At 56.5% G+C, this 294-nt stretch carries 1 tRNA gene; it reads right to left on the reverse strand.

Annotated elements, in window-relative coordinates:
* Positions 1-111: 111 nt before the first annotated feature.
* Positions 112-187: transfer RNA gene (locus ACYP5B_RS50975), tRNA-Ala, on the reverse strand.
* Between the last annotated feature and the right edge of the window lie 107 nt (positions 188-294).

The following is a 294-nucleotide window of genomic DNA, read 5'->3' on the forward strand; positions in this document are numbered from 1 at the left end:
CGAGCGAGACTTGGTCCCGCATCGTCTTGGCCAAGGCCAAAGGCAAACGCTCAAGACTAAGCGCTTGCCTTTGACGACCAATCCAAGGTGCACATTGCAGTGCGAGGTAAGTGGTGGAGGATGACGGGATCGAACCGACGACCCCCTGCTTGCAAAGCAGGTGCTCTCCCAGCTGAGCTAATCCCCCCTTACTTCTCTGTCCGGAGGCTCAACATCGACTCACATCGTCGAACCACCATCCGTAACTTGGTGGGTCTGGTAGGACTTGAACCTACGACCCCCGCCTTATCAAGA

This window comes from Cupriavidus sp. 8B (assembly GCF_054589115.1).